We start from the raw sequence: 24,361 nt of genomic DNA, 5'->3' as shown, positions 1-24,361 counted from the left end.
GTGGAAGGCCTGCTCTACGACGGCTTAACGTCACGCGCATGGCGGGTCGAGATCGGTCTGCAGGCGGGCAGGGTGACCGCGCAGGCGCTGGACGATCCTCACGTCGGGATCGACTGGCCACTGGAGGAGGTGCGAGAGGCAGCGCACGCCGCGGGCCGCTATCGCCTGACGCGTGGTGACGACGACGCGCGGCTGGTCGTCGAAATCCAGCCGTGGCGGGCTTTTTCCGGCCGGTCAGCGAACGCGATTGCGCGACGCGGACGCGGAACCGAATGGGGGCTTATCGCTGGACTGGTCGGGGCAGGCGCCACCTTGGCCGCGGTCGTCTTCGTCGGCGTTCCCCGTGCGGCTGGCCCACTGGCCGCCTGGACCCCGCCGGCTCTGGAGGCCCGGTTCGGCTCAAACATGGAGGCCCAGTTCAAGGTCGCGTTCCGGCCCTGCAAGGGTGACCCGAGCGGGGCGGCGATCCTGTCGGATCTGGGCGATCGCTTAGCTGAAGGCTCAACCTCGGCGTTCGACATCAGGGTCCAGGCGGTGCGGGCGCCGTTCGTCAACGCCTTCGCCCTGCCGGGGGGCGCGATCCTGGTCACCGACGACCTGATCGCCCAAGCTCGCACGTCAGACGAGCTGGCGGCGGTCATCGCCCACGAAATCGCTCACGTCGAGCGTCGGCACGCCATGCAGGCGGCCTGGCGCTCGATGGGCGCGGGGCTGTTGTTGGACGCTGTGGTTGGCGGCGGCACGGGCGCTGGTCAGCAGGCCGTGCTCTTGGCCGGCGGTTTCGCTGATCAGCGCTTCAGTCGCGATCTCGAGACCGAGGCCGATGCGCGGGCCATCCAACTGCTGGGCGCCCAAGACATCTCGACCCGCGGCATGGCGGACTTTTTCGGGCGGATGGCCAATCGCAAGGACGATCCTCGGCTGCGTCGCGCCGCCGAATGGTTCGCGACCCACCCCGACACCGCCGAGCGCGCGCATCGCGCCGCGGCGGTGGCCGCGCACGGGACGCCGGCTCTGTCCGAGGCCGACTGGCGGGTTCTGAAGGCGGCTTGCCAAGTGGTTCGGCGCTAGAGCATTTTCCGATAAGTGTGAAACGGTTATCGGATCGAAAAATGCTCTAAACTCTTGATTTAGAGCCCTTCCCGACCCTGATGAAGCCATCAGGTCGGGAAGGGCTCTAGGGCGGGCCTTCGCGATGCCCGTGACCTGGCCAATAATGGCGTCCGACCGTCCTCAAATCGGTTATTCGACCCTCGCCGCATAACAATGTGCGGCAAAACACCCAAAAAGCCGTCGCGGTAAGGGATTCAGCAACACGTCGCGTAGACTGATGCGAGCGTCGTCGGGACGAGCGTGTGAACCGCAACAACATCGAGCTGAAGATCTTTGGCCTGATCGTGGGCATGGCGGCGGCCATGGTCCTGCTGGCTGCTGGCTTGCTGTTCACCGCGACCCGCCAAGCCGACCTGCGCGAGCGTCAGTACGAACAGACCCTGGTCGGCAACGGCCTGCGCCAGCGCGGCAAGGAAGTTCAGACCGCCCTCAATCCCTATGTCATCTGGGACGAGGCCATCCACAAACTGGACAACGACTTCGACCTGGCCTGGGCCAACCAAAACATCGGAACCTCCATCGGCGGCGCCCTGGGCTACAGCGCCGTCTTCGTTCTCGACGCCGACAACCGGCCGATCTACGGCCACATGAACGGCACCGACGTGGCGCCTTCATCCTTCGACATCTACGCCGCCCAGACCCAGCGCCTGATCGACCAGGTCCGCGCCATCGAAACCGATCCGGTCAAGGTCGCCAAGATGCGCGCCGTTCATGTCACTCGGGTCGAACTGATCGGCCGCGAGCCGGTGCTGGTCACCGTGTCTTTGGTGCGTCCGGACCTCAAGGCCAGGACGCGCGGCGCGCGGGCGCCGCTGGTGGTCTCAGGCATGCCGGTGGCCAGCAGTGTGGTGAAAGCCTTCTCCGAACGCTTCCTGCTCAAGAACGCCCGCATCGAGATCATCCCCGCCAGCGAGATCAAGGGCGAGCACGCCCAGACCCTGATGGGCCGGGCGCCCGATGGTCGCCGCATCGTGCTTCGCTGGGATCCGCGCAAGCCGGGCGCTGAGCTGCTGCGGCAGGCCACGCCCATCCTGTCCCTGGCCGCCCTCGCCGCCGGCATTGGGGCGATGATGCTGTTCCGCGTCACTCGCCGTGCGGCTAAGAAGCTGTTGCTCAGCGAGGCGGAAGCCAAACACTTGGCTCTGCACGATCCACTCACGGGCCTGGCCAACCGCACGCTGTTCACCGACCGCCTTGTTCACGCCCACGCCCTACTGCGGCGCAAGCCCGGCTATCTGGGCGTGCTGTGCGTCGATCTGGACCGCTTCAAGGAGGTCAATGACAGCTACGGCCACGACGCGGGCGATCAGGTGATCCGTGAGGTCGCTCGCAGGTTGCAGGCCATCTGCCGCGAGACTGACACCATTTGCCGTCTGGGCGGCGACGAGTTCGCGATCATCCAGCCCGACACCACTCCGGCAGGCTGCGCCACCTTGGCCCAGCGCGTGGTCGAGGGCCTGTCGGGCGAGCTGGACCTGAGCATCGGCCGGGCCGAACTGTCCTGCTCGGTGGGTGTGGCGGTGGTCTCCGACGCCGACCAGGGCCAGGCCGAGATGCTGCGCCAGGCCGACGTGGCCCTGTACCGCGCCAAGGAAGCCGGTCGCGGCCGCTACTGCTTCTTCGAGCCGGAAATGGACGCGGCCCTGCGCCTTCGCAAGGGCCTGGAGCGCGACCTGCGCGCCGCCATCGACCAGGAACGCCTGACCGTCGCCTACCAGCCCCTGACCGACGCGCGGGGCGTGATCCTGGGCGTCGAGGCTCTGGCGCGCTGGAATGATCCCGAGCGCGGCGACATTTCGCCGGCCATCTTTATTCCGCTGGCCGAGTCGACCGGCCTGATCGCCGCCATCGGCCGTTTGGTGTTCCGCCGCGCCTGTTATGACAGCCTGCGTTGGTCGGGACTGGAGGTCTCGGTCAACGTCTCGGCTCTGCAGCTTTCCCTGCCCGGCTTCGTCGACGAGATCGAGCAGATCCTGGCCGAGACCGGCGCGGAGGCCTCCGGCTTCGTGCTGGAGATTACCGAGACGGCGCTGCTCAAGGATAGCGACGGTGTCCACGACGCCCTGCGCCGCATCAAGCGTCTGGGCTTCCGCCTGGCGCTGGACGATTTCGGCACCGGCTATGCCAGCCTCGCCTATCTGCGCCGCCATCCCATCGACAAGCTGAAGATCGACCGCTCGTTCGTGTCCAACCTGCCGCCCGACGTGGAGGCGACCTCGGTGGCCGGGGCGATCATCAGTCTGGCCAAGTCGCTGGGCCTGAAGACCACCGCCGAAGGCGTCGAGACGCAAGGCCAGTTCGACACCCTGGTGAAACTGGGCTGCGTCGAGTTTCAGGGCTTTCTGCTGGCCCGCCCGATGCCGGCCCACGAGATCGCCGCCGCCCGGGAGACGCGCCAGGCGCTGGCTAATGCGGCCAAGGTATCCTCCCGGCCGCGCCGCTAGGCTCCGCAAGGGAAGGCTGGTCAACCGGCGTTATTCTACGGCATCCTCGTTTTGAACGGGGGCGGCGACCTCCGACTTGGGAGGGATGCGGCGTGGATCACCAAGGCGTCAGCCGTCGAGGCCTCGCGGCCATGGCTCTGGGTGGAGGGGCTTTAGGCGGGGCGGCTCTTGGCCTGTCAGGTTGCGAGGCCAAGCCGGGCACCGAACTTCATCCCAAATCTCGCCAGTTCCCCAAGGACTTCGTCTGGGGCGTGGCCTCGGCCGCCTTTCAGACCGAGGGCGCGCAGAATGTCGACGGGCGAGGGCCCAGCGTCTGGGACGTGTTCGAGAAGAAGCCGGGGATCGTCGTCGATGGCTCCGACGCGACCGTGGCGACTGACAGCTATCGCCGCTACGCCGATGATGTTGACCTGATCGCCGGGGCCGGGCTGGACGCCTATCGCTTCTCGATCTCCTGGTCGCGGGTGCTGCCGACCGGCGAGGGCGCGATCAACCCGGTGGGGCTGGACCACTATTCGAAGATGGTCGACGCCATGCTGGCCAAGGGGATCGCCCCCTACGCCACCCTGTTTCACTGGGATCTGCCCCAGGCCTTGCAGGACAAGGGCGGCTGGAAGAACCGCGACACGGCCCTGCGCTTCGCCGACTACGCCCACGCGGTGGTCGATCGGCTGGGCGACCGGCTCAAGCATTACATCGCGCTCAACGAGGCGGCGGTTCACGCGGTGTTCGGCCATGTGCTGGGTGAGCACGCGCCGGGCCTGAAAGACATTGGGCTGCTGGGCCCGACCGTCCACCACATGAACCTGGCGCAAGGCCTGGCGATGCAGGCGCTGCGGGCGGGGCGGGGTGATCTGTCGGTCGGCACCACCATGGCCTTGCAACCGTGCCGGCCGGCAGGCGGAGGCCTGGCGTTCTGGAACCGGCTGGCCTCGGACGGCCTCGACGCCCTGTGGAATCGCGCGTGGCTGGATCCCCTGTTCAAGGGGACCTATCCCAAGGCGCTCGAAGACATGCTCAAGGACGGGGTCGTGCGCGACGGCGACATGGCGGCGATCCGCCAGAAGGTCGATTTCCTGGGCGTGAACTATTATGCGCCGGCCTATGTGCGGCTGGACCTGTCCTCGCCCAGCAAGATCGCGCCCGCGACGCCGCCCAAGGGCGCGGAGCTTGACGCCTTTGGCCGCCACATCGATCCGTCAGGCCTGTTCCAGATGCTGGAGATTGTGCGCCGCGAATACGGCAATCCGCCGGTGTTGATCACCGAGAACGGCTGCTCGGATCCGTTCAGCAAGGGACCCGCAGTGATCGAGGATGGCTTCCGGATCGACTATATGCGCCGTCACCTGGAGGCAGTGCTGGCCGCTCGCGAAGCCGGCTCGCCGGTCGGCGGCTATTTCTGCTGGACCCTACTCGACAATTTCGAGTGGAACCTGGGCTACACCTCGAAATTCGGCCTGGTGGCGCACGACCGGGTAACAGGCGTGCGCGCGCCCAAGGCGTCGTATGAGTGGTTCAAGGCGCTGGCGGCGAGCAGGGCGCTGCCAGCGAAGCTCTAGATCAAGACCTTCTCCCCTTGCGGGAGAAGGTGGCGGGCAGCGCCGGATGAGGGGTCGCGCTGACAGCGACCGCCGCGTCCGGCCTATCTGCGGTTGGTCGGAAAAGGCTTTCAACCCCTCATCCGATCCCGGCCTTGCCGGGACCACCTTCTCCCGCAAGCAAGGGGAGAAGGGAGAATCTAGTCCGGCTTGCAGACCAGCACGTCCTTGCCATTGCGTTTGACGGGCTCCAGGCTGCCCGGACAAGGCTTGGGGTCGGCCATGTCGATGACGAACTCAGCCTTGGCCGACGCCGGTTTCGCTGCGGCGGGCTTGGCCGGTGTCGTCTTGGCGGAAGCGGACGTTGCGGCCTTGATCGTTGGCGCCTTGGCCGGGGGCTTGGCGACGGGGGTCTTGGCGACCGGCGCTAGCTTGGGCATTTCGGCGATCGCCGGTTCAGGCGGCGCGGCCTGCTCGACGGGGCGCGCGGGCGCGGTTACCGCGGCCGGTTCGGGCACGGGGGCGAGCGCTTGCCCCGGCGCCTGTTCAACCGGCTTGGCGGCGTTGTAGATCAGGGCCTTGCCCAGGATGTTCGACTTCTTTTCGAGGTTCCTGGCGCGGGTCTCGCAATCGCCGGGCGGCGACCAGCTCATCCACACCTGGGCCAGGCGGGCCTTGTTGGCCGAATCCGCGCCACTCCAGACCGAGCGGCCCTTCTTGACGGCCGCGCCGCCATATTCCGAAATCTGGCGCGGGCTGGCCTTCTCGGCCGCCGTGATCGCTGAACTGAACAGTTTCATGTCGCTGCGAGCCTGGGCGCGCATCTCCGGATAGGTCTTCAGCGAGGCCGCAACGCCGTCGGGACCGGGGAAGGCCTTCTCGATGCGGGTCACCTCCGGCATCACCTGGTCGTAGAGATCGACATAGCCGCCCAGGGCGCCGAAGCACCAAGCCACATAGCCATAGTCGTCGACGGGCGCCGTGGCGGCGGGGGCGACGGGCGCCTGACCCATCATGGCCAGGGCGAGAAAGAGAGCGGTCGCCATGCGGGCGGAAGTCCTTTTGAAGAGCAGTGACGCTTTGACTAGAGCATTTCGGGGCAGAATGGGACCACAGCATGGCGCCCGTGGCGCCGGCTGATGACCTCAAGCTGGGCCATAACGAGCGGCGCGCCGAAAAGCTCCAGATGAATTCGGGTTCATTCGCGCCCGCCCGGGGTGGGGCGGGCGGCGGAACATGGTAGAAGATCGTCAGGGGCGTGATCCGTATCCTGCGGTCACGCGTACTTTCATTTGTCATCACTCCGCCACGCTTCGGGGCTTTCACTACTTCCATGACCTTCTGGCGCAACATCGCAACCATAGCCGCGCGCCGGCTCGACCTGGCCGAGTGCCCGGACTGTCCGGCTGGCTTGCCGGGCGAGGATCCGGCGTTCTCGACGGCGGTCACGGCGCTGGGCGCGAAGCTGGCCAAGGCCGATGGCCGCGCCGACGGGCACGAGTTCGCCGCTTTCAGCGAAGTGTTCCAGCCCGACCCGGCCTCGGAGGGCAACATCCATCGCCTGTACGACCTGGCCCGCCAGACCACGCACGGCTTCGAGAGCTACGCCAAGCGATTGGCCAAGCGCTATCGCACCTGCCCGCAGATTCTCGAGGATGTGGTCGACGGCCTGTTCCACATCGCCAAGGCCGACGGCGTGGTGACCCAGGACGAGCTGGACTATCTGGAGCGGGTCGCCGACCTCTTTGGCTTGTCGCAGCTGGGCTTCCGGCGTTTGCGCGCCGTGCATCTGGGGTCGGACGCCAACGATCCGTACATGATCCTTGATGTGGCGCACGACGCCGACGACGCCACAGTACGGTCGGCCTGGAAGATCGCGCTGTCGTCGGCCCACCCCGACCGGGCTCGGGCTCGGGGCCTGCCCAGCGAATTCATCGAGGTGGCCGAGGCCAAGTCGGCCGCGATCAACGAGGCCTTCACCAGCGTGATGCGTGAGCGTCGTGAACTGGGTCTGGCGGCTGCCGGCTGACCCCTGCCGCGTGAATTGCGAACAGGACGCTATGTCCCGGGAGAAAAAAGCTTTTCAGATCGATCACGCGGGTGTTGAGTTGACGCTCAGCGTCCGTGAACCAACTTTGTTGACCATAGGTGCTAATTTGCGGGTCCACGCCCGGAGGGACGATCGATGACAGGCTCGACAACGATGGCTGGAGGCTCCGCGCTGCGCAGCTTCGCATGGCTCGCCGGCGCGCTGGCGACCTCTGCCGCTGTTGTCATCGGCTCGGCTCTCGCCGTCGTTTTCGCCGCCACCGTCGTCGTCATCGGCTTCATGGGCAGCGCGTTGTTTGGCCTGGTCGCCCTGGCGCTGCGGGCGCGGCGCACGGTAAAGGCCAAGGCCAGCGGCGATCCTTCCCTGATCGAAGCCCGTAACGTCGGCGGCCATTCCTGGGTCGCCTACGGCTGGAACGAGCGGCCCTAAGCCATTCGGCCTAGCCGTAGTGGTAGCGGCACTGGGCTATCAGCAGACCGTCCTCGGAAGGGCGGTAGACCAGTCGATGTTCCTGGGTGATGCGCCGTGACCACCAGCCGGAAAGCGCGCCGTGCAGCGCCTCGAGCTTGCCTGTACCCTTGAAGGGCGTGCGGGCGCATTCCTTGATCAAGCCATTGAGGCGTGTGAGCAATTTGGGGTCATGCGCCTGCCAATGCAGATAGTCGTCCCAGGCCTGCTCACTGAAGACGAGCTTCATTCGGCGAGCTGGCGTTCGCTTCCCAGGCCTTGATCTAGCTGCGTCACGGCGGTGAGCAGACGATCGGCATTGGCGGGACTGCGCAGCAAATAGCGGGTTTCCTCGAAGGCGGTGAAGTCTTCCAGCGACATCAACACGGCGGAAGGCTTGCCCTTGTCGCGCGTGATGATCACCGGCTCATGGTCGCTGTTCACGCGGTCGATCATGGCCGCGAGATTTTTGCGCATTTCGCTGTAGGAGGTGGTTCGCATGGCTTGATTGTACGTGATTGCGTACTTGATATCAAGGCGCCAGTCTGCACATGGCCGGCGCAACCCGTTTCGCAACCTTACCCAACGTCGCCCTTGCGGTCCGCGTTCGCCTGACCGATGCTGCTTTCAAACAAACGTTGGGAGGCGAGCGTGATCGGTGTAGTGGCGACGTTGAAGGTTCAGGTCGATAAGACTTCTGAGTTCGAGAAAATCTTTCTGGATCTGGCGGCCAAGGTAAAGGCCAACGAGCCGGGCTGCATCGTCTATCAGCTGACCAAGTCCAGGACCGAGGCTGGCGTCTACAAGGTGCTTGAGCTCTACGCGTCGGCTGACGATCTGAAGGCGCACGGCGGTACGGACTATTTCAAGGCCGGCGGCGCGGCGATGGGGCCGTTCATGGCCGGTCGTCCCGAGATCGAATATCTGGACGCGGTGGAGTAGCCGCCATGGATCTCGCCTTTTCATCCGAGGATCTGGCCTTTCAACAGGAAGTCCGCGACTGGATCGCGGCTGCCTATGACGATGACCTGCGTCGCAAGATGAGCCAGTCCAAGAACGGCTATCTGGACAAGGCTGGTCAGGTGAAATGGCAGAAGAAGCTGGCCGAACGCGGCTGGGCTGCGCCCGACTGGCCGGTGGAGTGGGGCGGTTGCGGCTTTACCGCCTCGCAGCGCTACATCTTCAACATGGAGTTGAGCCTGGCCGGCACGCCCAATCCCTCGCCGATGGGCCTGAAGATGTGCGCGCCGGTGGTTCTGGCCTTTGGCACCGAGGAGCAGAAGAAGCAGCATCTGCCGCCGATCCTGTCGTCCGACATCTGGTGGTGCCAAGGCTATTCGGAGCCCGGCGCGGGCTCCGACCTGGCCTCGCTGCAGATGAAAGCCGAGCGAGACGGCGACGACTATGTGCTGAACGGCTCGAAGATCTGGACCACACAGGCCCAGTGGGCCGACTGGATGTTCTGCCTCGTGCGCACATCCAGCGAAGGCAAGCCGCAGAGCGGGATCAGTTTCCTGCTGCTGCGGATGGACAGCCCCGGCATCCAGATCAAGCCGCTGCCCACCCTGGACGGCCCGGCCGAGGGCGAGCAGGAGATCAATCAGGTCTTCTTCGACAATGTTCGGGTGCCCGTTTCCAACCGCATCGGCGAGGAGAACAAGGGCTGGACCTATGCCAAGTACCTGCTCGAGTTCGAGCGCGGCAACGCCTATGCGCCCGGCCTGATGAACATGATCCGCAAGGTGCGCAAGATCGCGACGCTTGAGTTAGCCGACGACGGCGGTCGCCTGATCGACGATCCGGACTTCCGCTCCAAGATCGCCAATCTGGAGATCTCGGTCGAGGCTCTGAACGCCGCCGAACTTCGGATCTTCTCCGGTAATAGCGCAGGCAAGGCCGTGGGCCCGGCCTCGTCGATGTTGAAATGCGCGGGTTCGGAAGCCCAGCAGGCGATCACCGAGCTGACCCTGGAGGCGGTCGGAACCTACGCCGCGCCGTTCGTGCGCAACACCTGGTCGCCGACCAACGAAGGCCGGGCCGGTCCCGAGTACGCCGCGCCCGCCGCGCCCAGCTATTTCAGCTATCGCAAGGCCTCGATCTACGCCGGCTCCAACGAAATCCAGCGCAACATCATGGCCAAGATGGTGCTGGGGCTTTGAGGCCCGGTTAGCGGCGGGACGCCTCTTCCGTTTTGCCGCACCGCACACCAGATACAGGGCCGGTTGCAGTTTTTCTGCATAGTCCACAATCGCAACCCGCTTCATAGTCTCGCCAACACCGACCCTTTCCGGAAGTGCCCCATGGCCCTCGACGCCCTCTTCAAGCCGTTCGAATTCAAGTCGCTGAAACTGCCCAACCGGGTGGTGATGGCCCCTATGACCCGGTCGTTCTCGCCGGGCGGCGTGGCCACCGACGATGTGGCGGCCTACTACCGCCGCCGCGCAGAGAACCAGGTCGGCCTGATCATCACCGAAGGCACGGGCGTGGCGCGCGACGCCTCGCTGAACGACGCCAATGTGCCGCGTTTCCACGGCGAGAAGGAACTTGCCGCCTGGAAGAAGGTGGTCGACGAGACCCACGCCGCCGGCGGCCTGATCGCTCCCCAGCTTTGGCACGTCGGCGCGGCCAAGGGTAAGGACGTGCTGGGCAAGATCGACAGCCCCTCTGGCCTGTCCAAGAAGGGCGGCAATCCCTTCACCGAGCCGATGACCGACGAGGAGGTGGCCGACACCATCGCCGCCTTCGCCGACGCCGCCCGCAACGCCAAGCTGCTGGGCTTCGACGCCATCGAATTGCACGGCGCGCACGGCTATCTGATCGACCAGTTTTTCTGGGAGGGCACCAATGTCCGCGGCGACGCCTTCGGCGGCCCGACCATCGCCGAGCGCTCCAACTTCGCCGCAGAGATCCTCAAGGCGGTTCGCGCCGCCGTGGGTCCCGACTATCCGGTGATCATCCGTCTGTCGCAGTGGAAGCAGCAGGACTATGCGGTCAAAAACGCCGAGACGCCGAAGCTACTGGAAGCCTGGCTGCAGCCCCTGGCCGACGCCGGCGCCGACATCTTCCACTGCTCGCAGCGCCGCTTCTGGGAGCCTGAGTTCGAAGGCAGCGACCTGAACTTCGCCGGATGGACCAAGAAGCTGACCGGCGCGCCGACCATCACCGTGGGCTCGGTGGGCCTGTCGGGCGAGTTCATCGCGGCGTTCGGCGGCGAGGGCAGCCAGCCCGCCTCCATCGACGGCCTGCTGGAACGCCTGGATCGCGGCGAGTTCGACCTGGTCGGCGTCGGCCGCGCCTTGCTGCAGGACCCGGAGTGGGTCGTGAAGATCCGCGATGGCCGCAATGACGAACTCAAGAGCTTCGAACGCGAAGCCCTGGGCGTTCTTTACTAGGGTCATCCCCCCTGTTCCGGGGCTGTCGGCGAAGACAGCCCCGGCCCATGGTCGCGCTATCGACGAGCCGCATTCCGCCGCTCCCGACCGGAGGCGCGTCATGACCTGGTTGCCCTATCTTGCCGGCCTGTTCGCGATGTCGGCCCTCATCCTGCTGGTGATCGGGGCGCTGTTGAAGGACTGATGCGGGTCTGTAAGTCCTCCCCCTAGCGGGGGAGGTGTCGGCGTAGCCGACGGAGGGGGAAGTGACGGCCAAGTCATTTCCGACTACCTCCGCCGGCCCCCGATCAAGTCGGGGACCGCTCCCCTTCAGGGGGAGGATCTTTTTCCTAACCGTTGAAGTTCAGCTTCAGCCCCGGCCTTGGCCACCGCGCCTTGTAGAGCTTGCCAGTCCCCGACGCCGTGATCCACGCATCGCGCATGCCGGCCCCGCCAAAGCAGATGTTCGTCACGATGACGTCCGGCACGGCGAAGTGCTCGGTCGAGCCGTCGGGATCGAAGGTGGTGATCCCGCCATTGATGATCGTCGCCACGCAGACCTTGCCGCCGGCCTCGACCGCCAGACTGTCCAGAAGTTGATAGCCCGGCAGGTTGCAGACCACGTTGCCGGGTGCAAAGCCCGCCGTGGGCTCAAGGACGCCCGGTTCGGCGACGTCGAACGACCACAGCCGCCCCAGCGAGGTGTCGGCCATGTAGACGGTCTTCTCGTCCGGCGAGAGGCCTACGCCATTGGGCGAAACGAAATGGTCGCGCCAGCGGGTGATCTTCGAGCCGTCGGTCCGGGCGTAGTAGAGCGCGCCATATTTGCGGCCCTCGGGCGTCGAGCAACCATGGTCGGTGAACCAGAAGCCGCCCTGCCTATCGAAGACCAGGTCGTTGGGACCTACCAGCGCCTTGCCGTCGCATTCGGCGTAGAGCGTGGTGACAGCGCCCGTCGCCAGATCCACCCGCTGGATCGAGCCGCCCGTGTGGCTGGGCGGGGTGGGGCCGGGCACGTTGAGGCCGCCCATGTCGATGAACTGGAAGCTGCCGCCATTGTTGGTGACATAGATAGCCCCGTCCGGGCCGATGGCGGCGCCGTTGGGACCACCGGGAACCTCGGCCACCGTCTCGCGCTTGCCGTCGGGCGTGATTCGGCTCAGTCGCTGACCTTGGATCTCGGTGAGGATCACCGAGCCGTCGGCCATGGCGATGGGGCCTTCCGGAAACAGCAGACCTTCGGCGACGAGTTCGATGTCCATGCGTCTCTCCCTGATCGCCTCTCACAGGCGAATGGGAAGACTATAAACGCGCGTTTGAAAGCGGCCAGCCGCTAAACGTCAGCCGCCCAGGCCCAGCAGGATGATCGCCACCAGAAACAGGGCGAGGGCGATGGCGCAGAAGAAAAGCAGGAAGAGGGTCCGCCACAGCGCCGACAAGGTCGAAAGGCCATAGGCGCCCTTCAGTTGCGCGAACATGTGAACCGGCGGCGCGATCAGGGCGATCAGGGCTACGATGCTGCTCAGCCACGAGATCTGGCCAAACAGGCTCAACGCCATGCTCATCATCGCCATGAATGTCAACGAATACAGCACGAACACGCCGTGGTCGTAGAGCGTAAAGCCGCGTTTCCACAGGAACAGCAGCGCTACGAACGGGATCGACAGCGGCACCAGCAGGAACGAGTACTTATAGAGGGTCTGTTGAATCTTGTAGGCGGCGAGATCGGGGTTCGCGAGTTTATTGAGGACCTTCTTGTTGATCCCGTCGCCGCCCATATTGACCTTGACCTTGTTGTTCGCCACGGCGTCGTGCAACTCGGCCTGCCAGCTGCCCGGCTCCAGGCCGTCCGCCCGCGGCCCCGCCGCCTTGACGCCTTCCAGACGGGTCACGAGGTTGCTGGCGTCCGCCAAGTCGTCGATGGCCTCATCGAAGTCAGATTTTGCCTTGGTCAGCGCCTCGTTGGCGGCCTCGAGCTCGGGCGGCGAGGCGGCCGCGACATTGCGCTCGGCGACGGCCAGAGCCGCCTTGGCCTCGGCCACGTCTTGATGTTTGTCGGCGACAGTCTCCCGCGCCACTTCAAGGCGCGTGTTGACGGCGCCGGTCTCGAAGGTCTTGCCGCCGCCAAAACTCAGGATGAAGAACATCAGGAAGATGGTGAAAAGGAACAGGCCCAGGGGCGAGACATAGCGCGACCGCTTGCCCTCGACCCATTCGCGCGTCAGGCGGCCGGGGTTGAGCACCAGCAAGGGCACGGTGCGCCAGATGCGCCCGTCGAAGTGCATCACGCCGTGCAGCAGCTCTTCGCCCAGATGCAGCAGCGAACGATGGACATGGGTGGGTTGGCCGCAATGGGCGCAGAAATTGCCGCTGACCGGTTGGTTGCAATCGGTGCAATCACCGGAATGGGCCTCACCCGCCTTGCCCTCGGGCTTTTCAAGGGCGCCGCCAATCAGGCCGCCGGTGACCGCGCCGCCGGCCGCATCCATGTCCACCATCAGTCGCGCCCCGTTTGCCCGCGCCTCCTGTGCCTCGGCAGCGCACGACCGTCAAAGATTAGCTGCGCCCAACGCACGCGCCGATGGCTTTAGCGTCGTTCCAGCACCCGGAAGATGAAAGCGTGGTCATCGCCTTCGCTGGCGGGATGCTCTTCGCGGCGGATCTCGGTCCAGGCTGCCTCGTCGAACTCGGGGAAGATGACGTCGCCCTCGACCTGCGCCGCGACCTCGGTGATGTAGAGGCGCTTTGCCTTGGGCAGGGCCATCTCGAACAGCGCCCGACCGCCGATCACGCAGACCTCGTCCGCGCCGTCCTCCAGCGCCTGCTCGCGGGCCATCTGCACGGCCTCCAGGAAGCTCTCGCACACCACGGCGTTGGCGGGCTCGAAGCTGCTGTCGCGCGACAGCACCACGTTCATGCGGCCTGGCAGGGGCTTTTTCGGCAGGCTGTCCCAGGTCTTGCGACCCATGATGATTGGCTTGCCCAGGGTGTTGGCCTTGAACAGGGCCAGGTCCGACCTCAGCCGCCACGGCAGGTCGCCGTCACGACCGATGACGCCGTTGGCGGCGCGAGCGACGACGAGGGCGAGGGGGATTATGCTCATGGCTCGATCCAACTAAAGATGGCGTCCGACTGTTCATGAGGGCGATTTGCGCGGTGGTAATTGCGAACAAGGACACGCAATTTGGAAGGCGAGACGTATGCATCGATAGGGTGGGGAATGGTAAGCTCCAGAGCATCTTGCCATTCGAACTCACTATTCAGACGCTTCACATAGACGTCCAATGATTGAGTAATTTGGAGCTGTCTGAGGATTTCCCGGACGGTCACTCCTTCCACAATAAGAGAACCGACTTTCGAAATCTCCGTCTTTAATGCGTGGAAATTTAAGGTGTCAGCATAAGTGAAGACGCCATCGCCAAGTTGCTGGACGACGAAATCGTCGAGATGCAGTACAGAAAGGCCAGTCTTTTCAGCTATCGCGGCTGAAAGTGTTGTCTTGCCTGAATCTGTAAATCCGTCGATTGCGATGACAGAGCGCTCGCCCTGTGTACGGGAAATTATCCATTGAGTGAGTTCCTCCAAATCGTGGAACTCTACGGTGGGGATCAAACCGACACGTCCGCCTTGATGTGCGGGTGGGCCTCGTAGCCCTCCAGCGTGAAGTCGGCGTAGTCGAACCCGAACAGGTCGCGCTTGTTGGCGATGGCCAGGGTCGGGAAGGGATACGGCTCGCGGGTCAGCTGTTCGCGGGCCTGGTCCAGATGGTTCAGATAGAGGTGGGCGTCGCCGAAGGTGTGGACGAACTCGCCGGGCTCCAGCCCGACCACCTTGGCGACCATCAGGGTCAGCAGGGCGTAGGAGGCGATGTTGAACGGCACGCCCAGGAAGACGTCGGCGCTGCGCTGGTAGAGCTGGCAGCTGAGCTTCCCATCCGCCACGAAGAACTGGAACAGGCAGTGACAGGGCGGCAGGGCCATGTCCTCGACATCGGCCGGGTTCCAGGCGCTGACGATATGGCGCCGGCTGTTGGGATTGGTCTTCAGGCCCTCGATCAGATTGGCGATCTGGTCGATGGACTGACCATTCGGCGCCGCCCACGAACGCCACTGCTTGCCATAGACGGGACCCAGGTCGCCGTTCTCGTCGGCCCACTCGTCCCAGATGCGGACGCCGTTTTCCTTGAGGTAGGCGATGTTGGTGTCGCCCTTCAGGAACCACAGCAGCTCGATGAAGATCGAACGCAGGTGCAGCTTCTTGGTGGTCAAGACCGGGAAGCCCTTGGCCAGGTCGAAACGGATCTGCCGGCCGAACACGCCCAGTGTGCCGGTGCCCGTACGGTCGCCGCGCTCAACGCCGTTTTCCAGGATATCGGCGAGCAGGCTCAGATACTGCCGCTCGGGATGGTCGGCGGCGGCTTTCGGCTGGGCGAGGACGGCGGTGTTCATGACGGTAGAGTGGCCGCGAATCGCTCGTTTGCACAGTGCGGCGCCTTGGCCTGTCCACAGGCGGGCGTGGTTTCACCCCGCGAATCCGCCCTCGTCGAGAAACGCCTGTTCCTCGGGCGTCGTTTCGCGACCCAGCACAGCGTTACGATGAGGGAAGCGCCCGAAGCGGGCGATGATGTCCCGGTGTTCCAGCGCCCACTTGACGGTGTCCTCGTCGCCGGTGTCGGCCTGCAAGGTGGCGCAGAGCTCGACGCAGAACTCCTGGTCGGCCAGGGTCTCGGAGTGTTCGAACGGCAGGTAGAAGAAGGGCCGCAACTGCGCCTCCACGGTCTGATCGTGACCGGCGGCGAGCGCCGCGCGGGCTAACATCCGGGCCAGGGGATCGGTCGCAAAGGCGTGGGCGGTGTTGCGGTAGAGGTTGCGCGGGAATTGATCCAGCAGGATCAATAGGGCCAGGGCGCCCTCGGGCGTCTGCGCCCAGGAGTCGTAGCGCCGCTGGGCGGCCCTATAGTGGGTCTGCTCGAATTTCAGGGCGATGATCGAGTCGAAGCCCGCGTCCTTGGCGAACCACTTCTTGGGACCAGCCGAACGCCAGAAGCCGACGATATCCATGGGGTGCGCAGTCATGGTTAAGCCTTCGCGTATCCGTTCAAACGCTGTTCACCCGCGACAGCTGATGTTGCTATCAAGGGACAAAGCCGGGGCCGCGCACAAGGCCCCCTGGAGCACGAAATGAAGCGTCTGATCTCGACCGCCATGGCCTTGTCGCTGTTGGGCGGCGTGGCGGCGGAAGCCGGATCCGCCGGGGCGGTGGTCGCTCAGCGCGAACAGCGGCAGGACGGCCCGCGCGGCGATCGTGGTGATCGCGGCGGTCGCCAGGGTGGTGATGAAGGGCAGGGCCAGCAGCAAGGCGGCCAACCTCGCGGTGATAGAGGTGATCGCGGCGATCGCGGTGGTGATCGCGGTGGGCGGCCAGACTGGAACGGCGGCGCTCCTCGTCCCGCGCCCCAGGCGCCGACGGCCTCGCAGCCCAGCCAGGCTCCACAGGCGCAGTCGCCTCGCCAGCAGGACTGGAATCGTGGCGACCGCGATGGCCGCCCGGATCGTGACGGTCGCCGGGATCGCGGTGGCCAGGATCGCGGCGATCAAGGTCGTCCCGATCAAGGCCGTCCAGGCGGCGACCGCAACGACAATCGTGGTGGTCAGGACTGGAACCGCAGCGGGCAGGATCGCAACGGCGGCTGGGATCGGGGACGCGATGATCGTGGCCGCGACGGCTGGGATCGCAATGACCGGGGTCGTCCGGGGCAGGGCGGGCAGTATCGCGATCGCGACCAAGGCCGCTCGCACTACGACCAGCGCCGCTATCGTCAAAGCTTCCACTCCGCGCAACGCTATCGCGCCGGCGCCTATCGCTACCCGCGCGGCTGGTACGTTCGCAGCTGGTCGTTTGGCGACCGTCTGCCCGGCGGCTGGTACTCGACGTCGTACTATCTCGACGGGTTTCGCTATGGCCTGCCCAATCCGCCTATCGGCTGCGAGTGGGTCCGGGTCGGCGACAACGCCGTCCTGGTCGATGTGTGGTCCGGCCAGGTGTTGAGCGTCCAATACGACCTGTTCTGGTAGGCAATCCTGTCGCTGACAAAGCCCGGGCGGACCCCTCAGGTCCGACCCGGGCCTTTTTCGTTTGGCTCGCGCTTCGACGCCGGGACGATTCCGTTGCATCTTTTCGTTGCGAGATGTCGGCCCGGACGGACGGCGTTCGTCCTCGGGCATCGCCGCGCGCCGGCATCGAAAGGAACAACGATGTTGAAAGCTTCTCCAACGGTCTGGACCGGCCGTGTCCTGACTGGCCTGTTCGCCCTGTTCATACTGGGGGCATCGATCGCGCCCAAGCTGGCCGGCATGCCGGTGGCGGCGCAAACCCTGATCTCTCTGGGCTGGAAGGCCGACTATGTCCTGATGATCGGGATCATGGAGCTGACGTTCCTGGCGCTCTATCTCTTCCCACGCACTAGCCTGCTCGGCGCTATCCTGATGACCGGCCTGCTGGGCGGGGCCATGGCGACCCAGGTGCGAGTCGAGAACCCCCGGTTCAGCCACGAGCTGTTCGCGATCTATCTTGGCCTGTTCTTGTGGGGCGGCCTGTGGCTGCGCGACCCGGCGTTGCGGGCGCTGTTCCCGTGGCGGCGGAGTTGGGCCTTAGAGGTTCGTCGTGGACTTCGCCGCCTTCTCGTCTTCCTTGGTCGCGACCAGGCCCTTCCCCTCCACATGTCGGATGAAGGCGCTGGCCCAGGCGTCAAAGGGCTTTAATCCCTCGAAGTCGGCCATCATGTCGTCGGCCTGGTCGTCGGCATAGGGCTTGTTCTCGCCGAACACGCCCTCGGCCCATAGGTCGTCTGGGACCTCGATCCCGCTGTAGCGGCATTGCCAGACCAGACCCTGATAGGCGTCGCGCTCGTTTCGATAGGGCTCCTGAGCGGGATCGAACCAGTCCTTGCGCTGAACCAGGAGAGGCCTGCCGTCTTCGCCGATCTCGTTGGCGCCACCGTCGCAATAGGTGAAGAATGCCGCCGTCCGACCTTCCAGGTGGTTGCGGGTCAGGCGCCGCCACTGGGGCGAGCGCTCGAGGGCCTGGGCTTTCAACGTGTCCTTCTTGTCAATCAGGTCGGGACGAGGATTGCCGCCGGCCGCGCAGACCAGGCGGTCGAACATCAGCTTAAAGTTGGTGGTCGGGCCGTACCAATTGGTCGGTCCGATGAAGGCCCAGGCGTCGGCGCGCGCCAGGCGGCCATAGAGATCCAGGTCCCACATCAGGTCCGGCTGGGTCGTGCTGCGTGGCCCATAGCAGTTGCAGGGATAGACGCAGAGCGCCATCGACGAGGAGACGCAAGCGTTGCACGGCTGGATCTTGGGCTGGCCATGCTGGTTGCCCAGGTCTTCGGTGTCGATCTGCCATGCCGCCGGCAAGGCGGCGGCCATGCGCTGCATCAGGGCGCGCGCTTTGGAGTCAAGGCCCGGGCAGCTGTTATGGCGGCGTTGAGAGCCAGCGATCACCAGCACGCGCAGGGCGCGCGATTCAGTGGGTTCGGGCGCGATGGCGGGGGTGTCGGCAAGGTCGGTCATGGGCAAACAACGCCCGGCCGGCTAAAACGTGGCCGAAGAGGCTTTCGGGTCACGTTGTTCTGTCGTCATCGCCTTGACGAAACGGCAAAAAAACGCTCAAACGCCCGGCCTTTGTCGCTCCGCTGTTGCGCAGAGCGGCCCTGATTGACCAGTCCGGAGAACAAATCATGCGCGTCTATTATGATCGCGACGCCGACCTCGCCCGCATCCTGGACCGGAAGATCGCTATCGTAGGCTATGGCTCGCAAGGCCACGCCCACGCGCTGAACCTCCGCGACTCGGGCGCCAAGAACGTCGCCGTCGCCCTGCGCGCCGGCTCGCCAACCGCCAAGAAGGCCGAAGGCGAAGGCCTGAAGGTCATGACTGTCGCCGAAGCCGCGGCCTGGGCCGACCTGATCATGATCCTGGCGCCCGACGAGCATCAGCGCGCGATCTACAACGAAGAGATCGCCCCCAACATCCGCGACGGCGCGGCCCTGCTGTTCGCCCACGGCCTGAACGTGCACTTCGGCCTGATCGAGCCCAAGGACACCATCGACGTCCTGATGGTCGCCCCCAAGGGCCCTGGCCACACCGTGCGCGGCGAGTATCAAAAGGGCGGCGGCGTGCCCTGCCTGATCGCGGTGCATCAGGACGCCACCGGCAACGCCCATGACCTGGGTCTGGCCTATGCCAGCGCAATCGGCGGCGGTCGCTCGGGCATCATCGAGACCAACTTCCGCGAAGAGTGCGAAACCGACCTGTTCGGCGAGCAGGCCGTCCTCTGCGGCGGCACGGTCGAGCTGATCCGTTGCGGCTTCGAAGTGCTGGTCGAAGCCGGCTACGCGCCGGAAATGGCCTATTTCGAGTGCCTGCACGAGCTGAAGCTGATCGTCGATCTGATCTATGAAGGCGGCATCGCCAACATGAACTACTCGATCAGCAACACGGCCGAGTACGGCGAATACGTCACCGGCCCGCGCATCGTCACGTCCGAGACCAAGGCCGAGATGAAGCGCGTGCTGGAAGACATCCAGTCGGGCAAGTTCGTTCGCGACTTCATGCTGGAAAACCAGGTCGGCCAGCCCTCGTTCAAGGCCACCCGCCGTCGCGCGGGCGAGCACCAGATCGAGGAAGTCGGCGCGCGTCTGCGGGGCATGATGCCGTGGATCGCCAAGAACAAGCTGGTGGATGTCACCAAGAACTAAGTCCCCTCTCCCAGGATCCCCTCCAAGGATCGTGTCAGAGCCCTCGGCCGCCCCCGGCCGGGGGCTTTTTCATTTCAGGGTTGCGGGGCGCGCCCTCTGACAGGAAAGTCGCGATCCGCCCGAGGATTTGGAGACTGACCGATGAAGCGCCTGCTCGCCGTCCTGACCACCTGCGCCGCCATTGGCCTCGCCACGGCTGGTCCCGCGGCCGCCGCCGAGGTGGCCTAAAAGATCGACACCGCCCATACCGAGACGACCTTTGTCATCGACCGTTTCGGCTTCAACTCAGTGATCGGCATCTTCGCCAAGTCGGAAGGCACGATCTGGCTGGACGAAGCCGCGCCCGAGAAGTCCCGCGTCGAGGCCACGGTCTATGTCGACAGCCTGCTGTCGGCCGACACGACCCGGGACAGTCACCTGAAGGGCGAGCGCTGGCTGAACGCCGTCAAGAGCCCGACCATGACCTTCAAATCGACCAAGGTCGAAAAGACCGGCGATGCAACGGCCAGGGTGACCGGCGACCTGACCATCATGGGCGTCACCCAGCCGGCCGTGCTGGACGTCAAGCTCAACAAGATCGGCACGGCGCCCAACAATCAGAAGAAACAGGCCGGCTTCACCATCACCGGCGCGATCAGCCGCAAGGCCTTCGGCAGCGCCAACGCCGCCGGCGCGATCGGCGACAGCGTGATGATCCGCATTGAGGCTCTGGCGGTCGCTCAGTAGGCTAGCCCAGGAAGAAAACCGGCCCCCAGGCCACTTGGTAACGGCGCTCGCCCGAGGCGATGTGCGGGCGCAGCTGCCAGGCGCCGGGGGCCAGCACCGTCGGCGAGCGCCCGCCGCCATAGGTGGCGGTCAAGACGTCGCCGCCGGGCTCGGAGACCGAGAACTGGCCGATGGCCGGCGTCGCGCGCGACAGGGCGGCGGCGATCTCGTCGGCTGATCTTACGCGCAGCGGCGCCGGCCGCGCGAGCCGGGCGGTAACCTCGGCATAGGCGCCCACGGCGATCACGCGCGGGCCTTGGCGCAGCACGCCGTAGCCCACGTGGGTAAAGCCGCGCGCCACCAGATTGGCCCGGTGGCCGGGACTGCCGCGCCACTGGTTCATGATCTGGTCGGGCTGCACCGCGCCGGCGGCGTTGCGGCGCATGGCGATGTTCTCGCCCGGCGCGCCGACCAGGTCGCGGGCCAGCAGGCCGACCCTCCCGGCGGCGCTGAAGCCATCCGGTGTGACGTGGTCGAAGACCCCGCTGACCGCCATGTCGGCGGCATGGGCGCGGGCGGCCAGGGTCAGGCCCCTGTCGGGCTGTAGCGGAGCCACGCCCTGGCGCTCGCGGATGATGTTGTTGAGGTCCAGCAAGGTGTCTTCGAAGCCGTCGTCGAAGTCGCCGCCCGCCGCATCGTTCAGCCCTCTCCGCAGCCTGCGGTCATAGGCCTGCCAGCGCGCTATGGGCGCGGCGTGGGCCAAGCCGGCGGCCAAGGCCAGCGGCGCAGTCAGCAGGGTTCTTCGAAGAATTTGCGGCATCGCGGCCCTTAACAAAGATTGACAGGAACCCCCGGGACCAAGCTCTAAGACCCGATGCGTCCCGTGCGTTCCATATGGCTGGCCGGCCCCGATGTCTGGCTCCCCGATTTCGAGGCCCAGGCCGCGCGCCAGCGGACCCATTGCATCGACGCCGGCTTCACCGGCCTGACCCCGGATCCGGTACCTCAGGGTTCGGACCATAGTTCCGAGCTCGAAGCCCGCGAACTCTACGCCGCCCGCATGGCGCGATTGCGTCAGGCCGACGCCGGGGTGGTCAATCTGACCCCGTGGCGCGGACCCTCGGCCGATCCGGGCGCGGCCTTCGAAACCGGCGTGCTGGCGGGCTTGGGGCGTCCGATCTTCGCCTATCTGAATGTGCCCGACGAATCCCAGGCCGAATATGTCGATCGGGTGGAATCGTTTGTCGGCGCCCAGCGGGATGAGGCGGGTGTCTGGCGCGACGGCGACGGCTGCGTGGTCGAGGACTACGGCCTGCCCGAGACCGTGATGCTGTGGGCCGAGGCGCGGCGCTTGTTCGTGATCGTCACGTCGGATCCGCTGCACGACCTGACAGGACTAGAGCTGTGTCTCGAAGCTTTGAGGCTGTACGCGGAGTAGGGATCACCACCCCAGATCTGCTTCACCCCGGAAAATCGCCTCCGCCGCCGCCGAGTGATGGCCGCCGTCACGCTCGTGCAGCACCAAGGCCGGGAACAGCACGAGCGGCGCCTTGCCGGTCTTGATCGCTCGCACGATCACGCGCTTGGCGGGCGCGTCGGCGAACGGCTGGATGGGCCGCACCTTGAACGACCCCGCCTTGGGGGCCAGCAGCGCCAGTATGTCAGCCAGCCTGTCGGCGCGGTGGATGATGGTGATGCTCCCGCCTTCGCGCACGGCTTTGAGCAGGAAACCCGTCCAGGCCGCCAGCCCGCCGTCGGCCATCCAGGCCCCGGTCTTGGCCGGGGAGGGGGCGCGCAGCGCGCCGGGGTCGTCAAAGAAGGGCGGATTGCTCATCGCTGCATCGAAGACGGGCAAGTCCAAGGCGCGGAAACCGACCTCGACCTCGCCCGTGGTGATCTCGACCCGGTCTGACATCTTATTGAGCGCCGCATTGCCGCGCGCCAGTTCGGCGGCCTGTGGATCGCGTTCCACTCCATGGAATCGGCTTCCCGGGCGACGAGCGGCTGCCGCCAGCAGCGCGCCGCCCACCCCGCAGCCGGCTTCTATCACCCGGTCGCCCGGGCCGGCGTCGCAGGTCGCGGCCAGCAGCGCCGCGTCCATGCCAGCCCTGTATCCGCCGGCCTGCTGGCGCAGGAGGACACGGCCGTTCAGCACGCGATCTTCGGTAAGCTGAGTGTCGTCCAACGCATCAAGCCTTGTGCTTGCCTTGACCGTGACCTATCCCGCCACCATTGTTCCCTGCAACGGCTGATCCTGCTGGGGGGTGGATAATAGCCCGATCGCCCATGGGCAGTGTGCCCGGGGCGTCGGCAAGGAGAGTAACGTCTTGGACGCAGTTGCAGCGACCCTCGCCCGTGAGCCGGGATCGGTGGATCGACTGGTGCGTCTGGCGGCCGCCGATATGGGCGGGGTCGACCGCCTGATCACCGAACGCATGCAGAGCGACGTGCCGGTGATCCCGGCTCTTGCCGAGCACCTGATCGCCGCTGGCGGCAAGCGCCTGCGTCCGCTGCTGACCGTGGCCGCCGCGCGCTTGGCTGGCTCGGACAACGACGCCTGCCTGAAGCTGGCCGCCTCGGTCGAGTTCATCCATACCGCCACCCTGTTGCATGACGACGTGGTCGACGGCAGCCAGTTGCGTCGCGGCAAGGTCGCCGCTCACCTGATCTGGGGCGCGGCGCAAAGCGTGCTGGTCGGCGACTTCCTGTTCGCCCGGGCTTTCGAGCTGATGGTCGAGACCAACTCGATGAAGGCGCTGGAGATCCTGGCCCGCGCCAGCCGCGTGATCGCCGAAGGCGAGGTGCTTCAGCTGACTCGCAGCCACGACCTCAATCTCTCGCAGGCCATCTATCTCGATATCATCGCCGCCAAGACCGCCGAGCTGTTCGCCGCGGCTTCGGAGGCCGGCGCGGTTTCGGCCGGGATCGACAAGACCCGTTCCGACGCCCTGCGAGCCTATGGCATGAACCTGGGCCTGGCGTTCCAGCTGGCGGACGACGCTCTCGACTATGGCGGCGTGACTGAAACACTCGGCAAGAACGCCGGCGACGACTTCCGCGAAGGCAAGGCCACCTTGCCGCTGCTGCTGGCCATCGCGCGTTCTGGCCCGCGCGAAGCGGAGTTCTGGGAGCGGGCCATTGGCCGCCGCGAACAGACGGAAGCCGATTTCCGCCGGGCACGCGAACTGATCATCGGCTCGGGCGCGCTTGACGCCACCCTGGACCTGGCCGGCGACTATGCCGACAAGGCCAAGGCCGCGCTGGCGATTTTCCCGGCCAGTGACTGGCGCGTGGCGCTGGAAAGCCTGGCCGACTTCGCGGTCAGCCGGAGAGCCTGATGGCGCGACGGAAGAAGCCCGTCCAGCTCGGGCTGCCCAAGGCCGCGCCGGGCGAGCGCCTGCCGTCCCTGAAAACCATCATCTCAACCTCGCCCGCCAATCCGGGCGGCGATCCCAATGTCCGGGCCCAAGAGGCTGGCGAGGCGGCTGGCAAGGTGATTGGCGGCGGGCTGGGGGTGCTGGTCGGCGTCTTGCTGATCGTGCTGATGCTCGGACCCGTGCTGTGGGCGCCTTGCTGGGCCGGTTTGCGGGCGGCGCAGCTGGTCCCGGGTCCTTGGTGGCCGTGGATAGCTGGCCTGGCCGTCGGCCTGATGACGACCGTGATCCAGACTTGGTTGCTGGTTCAGCGCAATCCTATTCTGCGATACCCGATCGTTGCCCTGTTCTCCGCCGCCTGGGTGGGCGGGCTGTGGCTGGAACTGACCTCGCCGCGCCACGACTGGGTCACCACCGCTCCGACCCTGCACGCACCGGGTCCTTGGGCCTGGGCGCTGATCGCGGTCGGGACGGTGATTTACGCCGGCATCTACCTTCTGGCGCTGTCGCAGATCTTCAAAGGCCGTTGGACCAGGCGCTGGCAAATTATCAAATAGG

26 protein-coding genes and 1 pseudogene are annotated in these 24,361 nt (G+C 65.8%); 15 read left to right on the top strand and 12 right to left on the bottom strand.

Annotated features, from left to right (window positions below; genetic code table 11):
• The 3 genes from ACP69S_RS07660 (at position 1) to ACP69S_RS07650 (ending at position 5,116) form a co-directional block, all read left to right on the top strand.
• Complete coding sequence (locus ACP69S_RS07660; protein ID WP_425995977.1) at positions 1–1,071, top strand: M48 family metallopeptidase; 1,071 nt, start codon at positions 1–3, stop codon at positions 1,069–1,071.
• Positions 1,072–1,355: 284 nt separating this feature from the next.
• Positions 1,356–3,557 (top strand): bifunctional diguanylate cyclase/phosphodiesterase, encoded by a 2,202-nt coding sequence (locus tag ACP69S_RS07655; RefSeq protein ID WP_425995976.1) that lies wholly within the window; start codon positions 1,356–1,358, stop codon positions 3,555–3,557.
• Between the two features lie 92 nt (positions 3,558–3,649).
• The gene (locus tag ACP69S_RS07650; RefSeq protein ID WP_425995975.1) at positions 3,650–5,116 is read left to right on the top strand and encodes a GH1 family beta-glucosidase; all 1,467 of its coding nucleotides are present in this window, start codon (positions 3,650–3,652) and stop codon (positions 5,114–5,116) included.
• Positions 5,117–5,295: 179 nt separating this feature from the next.
• Here the strand turns inward: ACP69S_RS07650 and ACP69S_RS07645 are convergent, their stop codons facing one another.
• Entirely contained in the window at positions 5,296–6,141 is an 846-nt protein-coding gene (locus ACP69S_RS07645) for a hypothetical protein (RefSeq protein ID WP_425995974.1), read from the bottom strand.
• 287 nt (positions 6,142–6,428) lie between these two features.
• On the opposite strand from ACP69S_RS07645, the gene ACP69S_RS07640 reads away from it, so the two are divergent.
• Both ACP69S_RS07640 and ACP69S_RS07635 read left to right on the top strand, forming a co-directional pair.
• The gene (locus ACP69S_RS07640; RefSeq protein ID WP_425995973.1) at positions 6,429–7,124 is read left to right on the top strand and encodes a TerB family tellurite resistance protein; all 696 of its coding nucleotides are present in this window, start codon (positions 6,429–6,431) and stop codon (positions 7,122–7,124) included.
• A gap of 156 nt (positions 7,125–7,280) precedes the next feature.
• Positions 7,281–7,574: a hypothetical protein gene (locus ACP69S_RS07635; RefSeq protein WP_425995972.1), complete on the top strand. Its 294-nt coding sequence runs from the start codon at positions 7,281–7,283 to the stop codon at positions 7,572–7,574.
• A gap of 10 nt (positions 7,575–7,584) precedes the next feature.
• Here the strand turns inward: ACP69S_RS07635 and ACP69S_RS07630 are convergent, their stop codons facing one another.
• Together ACP69S_RS07630 and ACP69S_RS07625 are read right to left on the bottom strand one after the other, a co-directional pair.
• Positions 7,585–7,842: a Txe/YoeB family addiction module toxin gene (locus tag ACP69S_RS07630; RefSeq protein ID WP_425995971.1), complete on the bottom strand. Its 258-nt coding sequence runs from the start codon at positions 7,840–7,842 to the stop codon at positions 7,585–7,587.
• Positions 7,839–8,093, bottom strand: coding sequence for a type II toxin-antitoxin system Phd/YefM family antitoxin (locus ACP69S_RS07625; RefSeq protein ID WP_425995970.1), 255 nt, complete (start codon positions 8,091–8,093; stop codon positions 7,839–7,841). The genes ACP69S_RS07630 and ACP69S_RS07625 overlap by 4 nt, the downstream gene beginning before the upstream one ends.
• A 150-nt stretch (positions 8,094–8,243) precedes the next feature.
• Between ACP69S_RS07625 and ACP69S_RS07620 the strand changes: the two genes are divergently transcribed.
• From ACP69S_RS07620 to ACP69S_RS07610, 3 genes are all read left to right on the top strand, one after another.
• Positions 8,244–8,534 carry a putative quinol monooxygenase gene (locus tag ACP69S_RS07620; RefSeq protein ID WP_425995969.1) on the top strand — a complete coding sequence of 97 codons (291 nt, stop codon included), beginning with the start codon at positions 8,244–8,246 and terminating at the stop codon, positions 8,532–8,534.
• 5 nt (positions 8,535–8,539) lie between these two features.
• Entirely contained in the window at positions 8,540–9,751 is a 1,212-nt protein-coding gene (locus ACP69S_RS07615) for an acyl-CoA dehydrogenase family protein (RefSeq protein ID WP_425995968.1), read from the top strand.
• A 141-nt stretch (positions 9,752–9,892) separates the two neighbouring features.
• A complete protein-coding gene (locus ACP69S_RS07610; protein WP_425995967.1) occupies positions 9,893–10,984 on the top strand; it encodes an NADH:flavin oxidoreductase in 1,092 nt (363 codons plus the stop codon).
• A gap of 329 nt (positions 10,985–11,313) precedes the next feature.
• Here the strand turns inward: ACP69S_RS07610 and ACP69S_RS07605 are convergent, their stop codons facing one another.
• The 6 genes from ACP69S_RS07605 to ACP69S_RS07580 form a co-directional block, all read right to left on the bottom strand.
• Positions 11,314–12,225, bottom strand: coding sequence for an SMP-30/gluconolactonase/LRE family protein (locus ACP69S_RS07605; RefSeq protein ID WP_425995966.1), 912 nt, complete (start codon positions 12,223–12,225; stop codon positions 11,314–11,316).
• A 78-nt stretch (positions 12,226–12,303) separates the two neighbouring features.
• Positions 12,304–13,461, bottom strand: coding sequence for a DUF3667 domain-containing protein (locus ACP69S_RS07600; protein WP_425995965.1), 1,158 nt, complete (start codon positions 13,459–13,461; stop codon positions 12,304–12,306).
• Positions 13,462–13,550: 89 nt separating this feature from the next.
• The gene (locus ACP69S_RS07595; protein ID WP_425995964.1) at positions 13,551–14,066 is read right to left on the bottom strand and encodes a dihydrofolate reductase; all 516 of its coding nucleotides are present in this window, start codon (positions 14,064–14,066) and stop codon (positions 13,551–13,553) included.
• Positions 14,063–14,575 carry a hypothetical protein gene (locus tag ACP69S_RS07590; protein WP_425995963.1) on the bottom strand — a complete coding sequence of 171 codons (513 nt, stop codon included), beginning with the start codon at positions 14,573–14,575 and terminating at the stop codon, positions 14,063–14,065. The genes ACP69S_RS07595 and ACP69S_RS07590 overlap by 4 nt, the downstream gene beginning before the upstream one ends.
• On the bottom strand, positions 14,572–15,411 hold the full coding sequence (locus tag ACP69S_RS07585) for a thymidylate synthase (RefSeq protein WP_425995962.1): 840 nt from the start codon (positions 15,409–15,411) through the stop codon (positions 14,572–14,574). The genes ACP69S_RS07590 and ACP69S_RS07585 overlap by 4 nt, the downstream gene beginning before the upstream one ends.
• Before the next feature lie 72 nt (positions 15,412–15,483).
• Positions 15,484–16,038 (bottom strand): DUF924 family protein, encoded by a 555-nt coding sequence (locus ACP69S_RS07580; RefSeq protein WP_425995961.1) that lies wholly within the window; start codon positions 16,036–16,038, stop codon positions 15,484–15,486.
• A gap of 105 nt (positions 16,039–16,143) precedes the next feature.
• On the opposite strand from ACP69S_RS07580, the gene ACP69S_RS07575 reads away from it, so the two are divergent.
• Together ACP69S_RS07575 and ACP69S_RS07570 are read left to right on the top strand one after the other, a co-directional pair.
• Entirely contained in the window at positions 16,144–17,037 is an 894-nt protein-coding gene (locus ACP69S_RS07575) for an RcnB family protein (RefSeq protein WP_425995960.1), read from the top strand.
• 180 nt (positions 17,038–17,217) lie between these two features.
• Positions 17,218–17,724: a DoxX family protein gene (locus tag ACP69S_RS07570; RefSeq protein WP_425995959.1), complete on the top strand. Its 507-nt coding sequence runs from the start codon at positions 17,218–17,220 to the stop codon at positions 17,722–17,724.
• On the opposite strand, the gene ACP69S_RS07565 is transcribed toward ACP69S_RS07570, so the two are convergent.
• Positions 17,614–18,537 (bottom strand): NAD(P)H-dependent oxidoreductase, encoded by a 924-nt coding sequence (locus tag ACP69S_RS07565; protein ID WP_425995958.1) that lies wholly within the window; start codon positions 18,535–18,537, stop codon positions 17,614–17,616. The genes ACP69S_RS07570 and ACP69S_RS07565 overlap by 111 nt on opposite strands.
• A 167-nt stretch (positions 18,538–18,704) precedes the next feature.
• On the opposite strand from ACP69S_RS07565, the gene ilvC reads away from it, so the two are divergent.
• Positions 18,705–19,724: a ketol-acid reductoisomerase gene (gene ilvC / locus ACP69S_RS07560; protein ID WP_425995957.1), complete on the top strand. Its 1,020-nt coding sequence runs from the start codon at positions 18,705–18,707 to the stop codon at positions 19,722–19,724.
• Positions 19,725–19,865: 141 nt separating this feature from the next.
• Positions 19,866–20,450 (top strand): annotated as a pseudogene (locus tag ACP69S_RS07555) (YceI family protein).
• Between the two features lies 1 nt (position 20,451).
• On the opposite strand, the gene ACP69S_RS07550 reads toward ACP69S_RS07555, so the two are convergent.
• A complete protein-coding gene (locus ACP69S_RS07550; RefSeq protein WP_425995956.1) occupies positions 20,452–21,249 on the bottom strand; it encodes a CAP domain-containing protein in 798 nt (265 codons plus the stop codon).
• Positions 21,250–21,303: 54 nt separating this feature from the next.
• Between ACP69S_RS07550 and ACP69S_RS07545 the strand changes: the two genes are divergently transcribed.
• Positions 21,304–21,867, top strand: coding sequence for a nucleoside 2-deoxyribosyltransferase (locus ACP69S_RS07545; protein WP_425995955.1), 564 nt, complete (start codon positions 21,304–21,306; stop codon positions 21,865–21,867).
• A gap of 3 nt (positions 21,868–21,870) precedes the next feature.
• On the opposite strand, the gene ACP69S_RS07540 is transcribed toward ACP69S_RS07545, so the two are convergent.
• Positions 21,871–22,530 carry a tRNA1(Val) (adenine(37)-N6)-methyltransferase gene (locus ACP69S_RS07540; RefSeq protein ID WP_425995999.1) on the bottom strand — a complete coding sequence of 220 codons (660 nt, stop codon included), beginning with the start codon at positions 22,528–22,530 and terminating at the stop codon, positions 21,871–21,873.
• Positions 22,531–22,756: 226 nt separating this feature from the next.
• Here ACP69S_RS07540 and ACP69S_RS07535 point away from each other — a divergent pair, with 226 nt between their 5' ends.
• Entirely contained in the window at positions 22,757–23,767 is a 1,011-nt protein-coding gene (locus ACP69S_RS07535) for a polyprenyl synthetase family protein (protein WP_425995954.1), read from the top strand.
• Positions 23,767–24,360, top strand: coding sequence for a hypothetical protein (locus ACP69S_RS07530; protein WP_425995953.1), 594 nt, complete (start codon positions 23,767–23,769; stop codon positions 24,358–24,360). The genes ACP69S_RS07535 and ACP69S_RS07530 overlap by 1 nt, the downstream gene beginning before the upstream one ends.
• Position 24,361 lies beyond the last annotated feature (1 nt).

The sequence above is a fragment of the Caulobacter sp. DWR1-3-2b1 genome (genome assembly GCF_049895765.1).
In the GTDB taxonomy this organism is placed as follows: domain Bacteria; phylum Pseudomonadota; class Alphaproteobacteria; order Caulobacterales; family Caulobacteraceae; genus Caulobacter.
The sequence above is the reverse complement of the archived record's forward strand: the minus strand, read 5'-3'. Positions and strand labels throughout refer to the sequence as shown.